The organism is Kitasatospora sp. NPDC092948, from assembly GCF_044754805.1.
Lineage (GTDB): Bacteria > Actinomycetota > Actinomycetes > Streptomycetales > Streptomycetaceae > Kitasatospora.
In genome coordinates, this window is the sequence record NZ_JBIVPU010000028.1 from 20345 (window position 1) to 29157 (window position 8813).

The window sequence follows — 8813 nt, forward strand, 5'->3', positions numbered from 1 at the left end:
GGCTGCCTCGACGGGCCCGGCCTCAGTCGTCGCTGTACACCCACTGGTCGATACAGAACAGGGCCCCGGTGATCGTGCTGTCCCCGACCCGCTCAGCCCGCACCCACACGTTGAGCTCGACCGAGCCCACGTTCCCGTGCGGGGTGTAGCGGAGTTCCAGTGGATGGTCCTCGGCGTGCCGGAAGAGCTCCGTCTCGACGATGGAGGGGCGGCGGCCGACCAGTTCGATGCCCTGGAAGAGGACCTGCGGGCCGGTGCGGCCGTGGACGCTCACCGCGCTCAGTTCGGGGCCGTCCGCGCCCTCCCAGTAGTGCGCGCTCACCCCCATGTGGTCGTAGTGCTCATCGTCCAACTCCCACCTGTCGAGGTCGCGGCCACCGCCCGGCCGGAACGGGTGGTGGCCCTCGCGCTCGGCGGGCTCCTGGCCGCCCAGTGCGGCGGCCACCTGCCGCGGGTTCATTCCGAAGCGCAGCGGACCGACCCCCCGCAGCGGTGCGCACTCCCAGCGCGGCCGGCCCCGATCGGCCGTCACCGGTGGAGGGCCCGGGGGCGTTCGCCGCTGATACGGATTGCGGGTCAACCTGGCGACCGGCTCCGTGTCCCAGGGGTCCTCGGCCAGTTCGGGGCCAGTGACCAGCAGACCGGTGATCATGTTGTCCCGGCGCTCCTTGTGCCCCGTGGAGGCGTGCCCCCACTCCTGCGCCGTGCACACGGACAGCCCCCAGGCCGGTACCTCCGGTTCCCCGTGGCGGTTCACCCGCACCTCGGCCCCGCCGAGGAGGGCGAGGCGGCGGATGTCGGCGCGGGCCTCGGAAGGCACCCGCGCGACCAACTCGACGTCCCCCAGCCGCACCAGCGGCCCGCCCGTCGCGTCGATCAGCACCGCGACCAGCCGCGGCCCCGGCCCGTAGAACGCGCTCAGCCCCGGCTCGTCGTAGTACTCCTGGACCTCTCCCGTTCGAACCCCCGGCTCGGGCCGGACGCCCGCCACCTCCAGCGCCTCCCGGACCTGCGCCGGGCTCATCCCGAAGCGCAGCGGCCCCACCCCCACCAGCGGGTCGAGCACCCATCGCTCGCGTTCTCCCGGCGCCCTGTCCCACCAACCCATACCAAACCCCTGTGAACGAATCCGGCCACGTCCGGTGCGACCCCGACGACGATCTTGCCGGTCACTCTAGAAGCGGTCTCCGACAGCACCCCAGCCAACCGGACTCCCCGCAGAGCGCAGGGGCACCACCGCGCCCTCGCCCATCAGTTCTACAGCTCCTGCCACAGCCGCCCGAACCGCACCTCCAGCATCCCCACAGAAACCGGGCCGCCCGTCACCCGATCGGTGGCCACCTTGAAAAGGCTCACTGGCCGGCCCGGTGGGTGTGCGACGGCCTGGGACGGGGTTGGGACAGGGGTGTCGGGGGCTGTTCCAGGCCCGTCTCACGCTGTCCTGGTATGTCTGTTTTGCTGGGACGGTCCTAGGACGGTCCCACCCTGTTCTGCCTGGTGGAGGCGTTGCGCGTCGGTGCTGGGACAGGGGCGGGACGGGAGCGGCTGGAGGCCGCCTGTCCCTTGACGGGTGACCTTGACCGATTGCCAGATGACCTTGACCGTTTCGGGAGCCGGCAACGAACCGCGAGGCAGCCGAGCCCGGTACGGGGCCGGTCGGAAATCGTTCGCACCGCCTCCCCGGTCGCGGGCACAATCGGCCGATGGACCTGCCCGCACTGTTGGCCGCTGTCGAACGCATGGACGATGATGCGGCACTCGAACTCCTGTATGGCGCTACTGCGGACGATCTGGCCGCCGATGATGCCGTGACCTTGCTGGCCGCGGCCGCCAGGGGCGGACGTGAGAGGATCGTCGACCATCTGGTCCTCTGGGGCGTGGATGTGACCCGCCCCTGGGACGGTGGCGTGGACCCCGTGACCTGGGCCGCCGAGAACGGCCGGTCCCGTGTGCTGGATGCCCTGCTGTCCCACAGCGACAACCCGTTGAGCGGCGACAGCCCGCACCGGCGCGCGCTGCGTGTCGCGCAGGACGCGCTCGCGTCCGGGGTGGGAGCCGGGAACGAGCCGCCACCCGCGCACCGGGCAATCATCACCGCCCTGGAAGCCACTCTGGGCGTCCGTCACTCGCCGGACGAACTGATGGCCCGTGCCCTGACGCATGCCGACCCCGACCATGACGACTGGTTCGCCTCGGCCTTTCAGCTGGGGACCCGCGTCGACCAGGAGACCTTCGACTGGGCCCTGGAAGCGGCGCAGGACGCCTCCGATCTCGACCGCAGGCGCTTCGGCATCAACACGATGGACCAACTGGCGATCGCGTTCAGCCTCCTCCCGCTGCCGGACGACGCCGAACTCCCCTTCGAACGCGAAGCCGAGGACTTTCTGCGCCTGCTGCTCCACAACGAGCAGGACCCGCGCACGCTCGCCCTCGCCATCGGCGCCTTCGTCTCCTACAACAACGCGGGCGACACGGTCGCAGTGGTCCTGGAGTACGCCTACCACGCCGACCCCGGGGTCCGGGCGAGCGTCTCCACGGTGCTCCACACCAACACCGCACAACACCGGGAAGCCCTCGCCGCCCTCATGTACCTGGCCGACGATCCTGTGCCCGTGACCCGGGCGAACGCGCTCGGCAGACTCCTCGTGTCCACCGTCGACACTCCGGAGCTGCGCACACTCTTCGCCACGCACCTGACGGACCCGTACTTCGACGCCCGCCTGAACGCCGCCGGCGGACTCGCCCTACGCGGTGACGAACGCGGACAGGCCGCCCTCGCCGAGATCCGCTCCGGCATCAAGAACATGAACAGCCCCGGCTGGGGCCGCCTCTCCACCATCAACCACCTCCTGCAAAGGCGTGCCGAGGCAGCCGAGCCAACCGCCCAGGACCGTTGACGGCCCGTCACCGGTCAAGGTCAGTGGCAAACGGTCAAGGTCACCCGTCAAAGGACAGGTCGGGCGCGGCGTCCCCGATCGCGGCGAGCAGCAGGCCGTGGACCGCGCGGGCGGTGTCGCGGGTGGCCGGGATGACCCTGGAGAACCTCCAGCAGGCCCTGGAAAAGGCCCGGTTCGACGAACGCTGCGCCGACCGGTACGCCGACCGGTACGCCGACGCCGGAGACGAGACGGCCCACGCCACCGCGGCCGACACCTCGGCCGAGTGGCAGCGCGTGCGCGACCACACCGCCGAGACCCGCGCCGGGCGCTACGACCCCGACCACGACACCGCCCTCCAGCACGCGCTGCGCCGCGAGCGTCACCGCCAGGACGTCGCCGAATGCGCCCGCGAGGCCGCCCACCAGGCCCGCCAGAGGTCCGACGCCGCCCACCGCCGCCTCGCCGGTACCGCCGCCCAACCCCTCTACACCGCCCGCGACCGCGCAGGCCTCTACAACCTGACCGACGACGACCACCAGGCCGTCCGCGACCTCACCCGCCACCTCGACCCCGCCACGCTGCGCCAGGTCGCGGGCTGGCTGGAGCGCGCCCGTACCGCGGCCCTCGCGCTGCGTGGCACCGAGCAGGCCCCGCCCGTCCGGCCTGTCGTACGGCGCCGCCGGTTCTGACCGACCGTACGGGCCCCCGGGGCCCTGCTGCGCCCTTCCGTTGCGCGCCACAGCCGGTGATCCCCGGCTGTGGCGTGATGCTTGGTCGTTGGGTCCGGTCCCGCCTGCCCTGCGGGGGACGGGCCGCTACTTGGGGGTGTGCCAGCTGAGTTCGAGCACGGTGTCGTTTGTAGTCGCTGTCGTCGCCGTTATCGGCGACGACGACCAGGATGTGGTAGTTGCCAATGTCGTGCGGTCCGCCGCCGTCGTCGCGTAGGGGTGTCGGCCCGGCTTGTCCGGCTGGGTGGGGGTCGTCCCGCCGGCGCGGGGGCGATTCACAGGGCGGTGCTGATGAAGGCCTGCACCTGTGCTTTGGACATGATTCCGGCCTTCGTCGCCTCGGCGTTGCCGTTCTTGTACAGGGTGAGCGTTGGGATCGAGCGGACTGCGAACTTGGCCTGGGCGCCCGGCCAGTCGTCGGTGTTGAGCATGGCGATCTTGGCTCTGTCTTCGTACTCCTCGGCGATCGCCTTGAGAATCTCCGCGATCTGCTTCGAAGGCGCCGACCACGGTGCCCAGAACTCCAGGAGCACCGGCAGGTCCGACTTGATGACCTCTGCCTCGAACGAGCCCTCCGCCACGTCCACGATCTGCGCCATGCGAACTCCTGTGACCACGCGTGATGTCGTCCTCGCCACCGTATGGCCGCCGGGGTGGGCTCGCCCGGCGTCGAGCCGCGCGTGCGAGCGACGGAGAGAAGGAGCTCATCCCTCGCGGGTGTGACCTGTTGGTGTTGCGGGGGCGTGGAATGGCCTCTTTTGCTGGGTTGTCTGGACCTTTGGTTGTGGCTGTCGGGGTGTCCGGTGGGTGGTGCCGGGTGGCTGTTTTGGTGACTGTGTGTGGTGGCCGGTGGGGTCGGAGGTCCGGTCGGCCCGTTCGGGGGCCAGCTCGGTGTTTTTGGGCGTGTTTTCGGGGGTGAATTCCACCGGGTATTTCGTCCGGATGTTTTGGCGGATTGGTTTCTGGTGGTGGTGTGAATTCAGGTTGGAAATGCGGTGGCGGGGGTCGGTGTTCGGTTTCGTCCGGGGTGGATCTGCCGGGCTTGCCCGTCCGGGGTCGTTCCGGCGTGCTGGGGCTGGCGGCCGGTGCTGCGCTGCCGTCCGGGCCGTCCCCGCGGTCCGGGCCCTGCTGTCTCGCCTTGCTGCGCCGTTGCCGGGGTTCTGTCGTCCGGGTTGTGCCCGGTGGCTGTCGTCGATGCCGGGCCGGCTGGGCCGTGTCGGCCTGCTGTACCGGTGTTGTGCTGCGCTGCCGTCCCGGGCCGCCGGCCCGACTGACCGCCGTCGCCGTCCCGCTGCGCCCGCGCCGGCCTTGCTTCCGGCTGTGCGGTCGGGTGGCCGTCAGGCCGCCCTGGAGGTGGGGGTGGTGGGTCAGTGGTCGGTGAGGTGGCGGGCGGTGAGTTTGATGTCCTGGAGTTGGGCGGTGGTCAGGCGCCGGGCTTCCCAGACGATGGTGGCCAGGTCCGTGGCCAGGGGGTGGGTCGGTGGCAGGTCGTCGGGCAACTGGGTGCCGCCGAGCGCTGCGAGGTCGGGGGCGGGGATGCCGAGCAGGCCGGCGAAGCCGACGACCAGTTCGGGGGTTGTTTCGACGGTCCCTCGGCCGATCCCGCCGATGGTGGCCGCGGAGAGGTAGATCCGTCCGCCGGTGACCGCGTACAGGGCCATGGCCGTGGAGGTCCAGCTGAGGTTCCGGTTGTGGGCGAGGCCCAGGAGCACCGCGCCGAACCCCGGTTCGTACCGGTGGTACGGCCGGGAGACCCCGCCCCGTCCCTCGCGCCGCACCAGGGGCTGCGCCCGGATCGCGTCCAGCAGCAGTCGCCGGTTCTCCGCGGGCATGTCCATCGTGTCGTGAACGACGGCGTTGATCGACCAGTGCGGGTTGCGGGTGACCGGTGTCAGGTCGTCGGGGACCGGTTGTCCGGCGAGGAGGAACAGGTCGGCGGCGTGCAGATCGAGTGCCGGTCCAAGGCTCCTGAGCAGCTGTCCGGTCGGCGGCTGCCCGTCGAGCACGGCTTGCAGCTCCGCCGGGTGGGTGCCGACCGCCGCCGCGAGCGTGGCGGAGTCGAGCGCACGACGGCCGGCCAAGTGCGCCAGCAGCGCGCCGAACCGCAGAAGACCTGTCATCCCGTCAGCCTATCGACGGCCGAAGGCCACCGGACGCCGTCGTCCCGGGCCTGCTGTGCGGCCGTCCGGGGCCGTCCTGCTCGGGCCGCTGCCGTCCCGGGTCCGCCGTCCAGCCGTTCCCCGTCCGGGGCCTGTCGTTCGGGTCGGTGACCGTTCCCGGTGGTCGTGCCCGTGCGCGCCTTGCTGCGCCGCCGTTCCGGGCCTGGTGCGTGCCTGCTCGGTGGCCGCCGTCTCGGGTCCGCTGTCCGGGCGGGGGCCGTGTACTGCGCTACTGTCCTCCCATCTTGGGGTGCTGACGTGTTGGGAGATGGCGATGGACCGGGCAGAGCTGAAGGCCAAGATCGACGAGCTGATGCGCCAGTACCACGATGAGGAGATCGATGGCGCGACCTATTTCGAGGCGATGATGGAGTTGACCACCTCCGCGCAGGAGTGAGGCCCGTCCTGCAGTCGACCCTCTGGGGATACGCGCTCAGCTGATCCGTCTCACCGAAGGTGGGGCCAACGTCCGGTAGCGCTGGTTACCCCTGGTCCGCTGTGTGGCGGCCTGGGTGCGACAAGGAGCCGGGCGTTGGCTCGGGACGGCCGCCGCCCCGGTGCTTCCGGGCCGCCGGACCTCCGGTGCCGACCGAGCCGGGTGCCGCCGTCCCCGGCTCGCCCGCCTTCGTCCCCCGCCGTCGAGCGCGGCCTGCCGGGGGCTGCCTGGCCGGGGTCATGCCGTGAGCCAAGCCCAGAGAGCGTGCGCGTGGTCGGCGAGGCTGGCGAGGTCGGCAGCGATGCCGATCGCGGCCGCGACAGCGAACAGCACTTTCCGTCGCCGCCGGTTCGGTCGGGCTGCGGTTGTCGGTACGTCCGGTACGACGAGGGCGTCGTCGGGCCGGGACGGTGCACCGGCTGCCGCCATGCCGTGGTGGTCAGGGTCGGGGGGCGGTGCTACCACGGCTGGTCCTCCGCGTGCGCAAGAAACCGTGCTGGGAGCGGACGGCCTGCCATGGTGTGCACGGTGCGCCAGTTCAACCGAAACAGGCCGGCCTCCATGATGGTCTGGGCTGCGCCGCTGGCCGAGACCGGATGGGTCGTTCGAGCGGCCACTAGCCGTGCGGCGCTCCGACGGGCGGCGCGGGCAGCGCGGGCACGGCGGGGACGGCGCCGGTTGAACGCCTTGCGGGCCGGGGTGGTCCACAGGTGCTGGACGTCCTCGGGGACGCCCAGCACGCTCAGCAGCCGGACCATTTCCTGCAGGAACTGATGCTCCTTTTTCCACCCCGGGGGCCACTTCCCCTTCAAACGGCTGCGGAGCGTGGATACGGGCATCTCGGCGGAGTCGGCCAGCCTCCGGCAGGACAAGGGGCGCCGGTGGCACCCCCGCAACTCCTCCAAGGAGAGGGTGAGGTTCTTGATGAACCAGCCCTTGCGCACCCGCGGCGTGTCCACCGGCGCGAACGGCGCCCAGAGCGCCTCCGTACGGAGCCTCTGCAGGCTCCCAGGAACGGCCCCCGTCAGGTCCTCCAGCGCGGTCACCGTGGCCGTGCTCGGCAGGCTGTTGCTGCCGGTCCGCGCACGACGGATGGTCGACAGGGACAAGGCGATACGACGCTCCTCCGCTTCCTTGAGCCACGCCGCATCGGTGCGCCCGCCCATGGCCCGGTCGATGGCACCGGCGAGCCTGCCCCTGGCGCTGTCCGGACTGTGCACGGGGCGGCGCGGCCTGCCGCCCCGGGGGCTGTGCGGATAGACGGGTGGGTGGGCAGATGGCACCAAATCCTCCTGGAAGACGGGGAGTTCGCCGGGCTGATCTGCCCGGATGCCCTCAATGTGAGCATCGGCGGGCCCGGCCGGACAAGCCGCGCCGCCCGCCAGCGAGCATGTACGGCGTTGCAGTAGCTGAAGCAGCGTTCCGGCAGCTCAGCAGGGAAGTTGATGCCACGTTGTCGAGCCCAGCGCCAGCCCCCCGCCAGAGCCAGGCCTTCATGGGAACCTCGCCGTCCTGGCCGCCCGGTGCCGCGCCCCCGCTGCGCCCCGCTCTGGTGAACGTCTCGGCCGTTGTCCTGGTTCGGTGTTCGGTTTGGTGCCGCTACTCCGGGAATTGCTCGGTTGGCTCTGGGCGGGATTTTCCGGGCAGTCGGGAAGGGCGGTCGCCACGTCGGGGTGGAGGGCCGTTGGCCCCTTTCCTGTGCACCCGAATTCGATTCCCGGCCGCTGCGCTCGAAAATGTGCTGAGATTGCCATCAGAAAGGGAGCGGGAGGGAATTAGGATTCCCGCCTGGAGTCCAGCCTGATAGAGCCGTGATGGAAGCTAGCAGCGAGGTTGCATGTTCGCCTCTGGCACTGGCCAGGGAACCATTAGGAAAGAGCTGTACGGAAGCCAGGGAAACGCTCCAGGATTCGCTGCGGATTCCGGTTCGGAGTCTGCGGTTGAGGGCCCGTCAGGGGCCGTCGTGCGGGGTGTCGGTGAGGGTCGGTCACCGGGTCGGGGATGCCCGGGTCGGCCCGGAGGGCGCCCGGGGTTCTGCCGAGGGCCGCAGGCCCCGCTCCGGGGTTGGAGGGTGGGCCGTCAGCCCAGCAATCAGGCGGCGGACCGGTCATCGACCGATACCGGGGGAGGGGCCGGGAGGGTGAGGTTGTGACTGATACCGGAAGTCCGCGACACATCGTCAACGCCGAGGGCCGCAGGCCCCGGCCGGCACCACGCCCGTCCGGAGGGATAGGCTACTACCCGAATTTCGCGTCACATCGTCAACGCCCACCCCGGGCGCAGCCCGGGAAGCTGCGCCAGCCAATCGGCCCGTAGGGCCGTGAAAACACCAGCCCAACAAGACCGGAAAGCCGACCGATTGACGGGCCGCGGGCCCGGGGAAAAACCACCAGAAAGGCGGAGCGCAGCGACGCCAGACGCCCGCCACCAACCACCCGCACAAGCTCGACGTATTCGCCGCAGGCGAATACCCGCCACCACCTACCCACCCGCCGAGGCGCAGCCGAGGCCACACTACGCACGGTGACGGCGCAGCCGTCACCCCCGCGCCTGACGCCGCGTCAGCGGCGCCGCTCCCGCGCCAGCGGGAGCTCAAGCCGCAGGCTTCCGC

General features: G+C 71.0%; 7 protein-coding genes. 3 read left to right on the forward strand and 4 right to left on the reverse strand.

Going from position 1 to position 8813, the window contains the following annotated elements:
- Positions 1-22 precede the first annotated feature (22 nt).
- Positions 23-1108, reverse strand: a complete 1086-nt coding sequence (locus ACIQF6_RS36085) for a hypothetical protein (protein WP_400903221.1) — start codon at positions 1106-1108, stop codon at positions 23-25.
- 595 nt (positions 1109-1703) lie between these two features.
- Here ACIQF6_RS36085 and ACIQF6_RS36090 point away from each other — a divergent pair.
- Together ACIQF6_RS36090 and ACIQF6_RS36095 are read left to right on the forward strand one after the other, a co-directional pair.
- Positions 1704-2897: a hypothetical protein gene (locus ACIQF6_RS36090; RefSeq protein WP_400903223.1), complete on the forward strand. Its 1194-nt coding sequence runs from the start codon at positions 1704-1706 to the stop codon at positions 2895-2897.
- A 131-nt stretch (positions 2898-3028) separates the two neighbouring features.
- Positions 3029-3568 (forward strand): hypothetical protein, encoded by a 540-nt coding sequence (locus ACIQF6_RS36095; RefSeq protein WP_400903226.1) that lies wholly within the window; start codon positions 3029-3031, stop codon positions 3566-3568.
- Positions 3569-3882: 314 nt separating this feature from the next.
- Here ACIQF6_RS36095 and ACIQF6_RS36100 read toward each other — a convergent pair whose 3' ends face one another.
- Both ACIQF6_RS36100 and ACIQF6_RS36105 read right to left on the reverse strand, forming a co-directional pair.
- Positions 3883-4206, reverse strand: a complete 324-nt coding sequence (locus tag ACIQF6_RS36100; protein ID WP_400903229.1) for a thioredoxin family protein — start codon at positions 4204-4206, stop codon at positions 3883-3885.
- Between the two features lie 768 nt (positions 4207-4974).
- Positions 4975-5727 (reverse strand): hypothetical protein, encoded by a 753-nt coding sequence (locus ACIQF6_RS36105; RefSeq protein WP_400903232.1) that lies wholly within the window; start codon positions 5725-5727, stop codon positions 4975-4977.
- Between the two features lie 313 nt (positions 5728-6040).
- Between ACIQF6_RS36105 and ACIQF6_RS36110 the strand changes: the two genes are divergently transcribed.
- On the forward strand, positions 6041-6163 hold the full coding sequence (locus tag ACIQF6_RS36110) for a hypothetical protein (protein ID WP_400903235.1): 123 nt from the start codon (positions 6041-6043) through the stop codon (positions 6161-6163).
- 497 nt (positions 6164-6660) lie between these two features.
- Here ACIQF6_RS36110 and ACIQF6_RS36115 read toward each other — a convergent pair whose 3' ends face one another.
- Positions 6661-7368 carry a hypothetical protein gene (locus tag ACIQF6_RS36115; protein WP_400903238.1) on the reverse strand — a complete coding sequence of 236 codons (708 nt, stop codon included), beginning with the start codon at positions 7366-7368 and terminating at the stop codon, positions 6661-6663.
- Positions 7369-8813: the final 1445 nt, after the last annotated feature.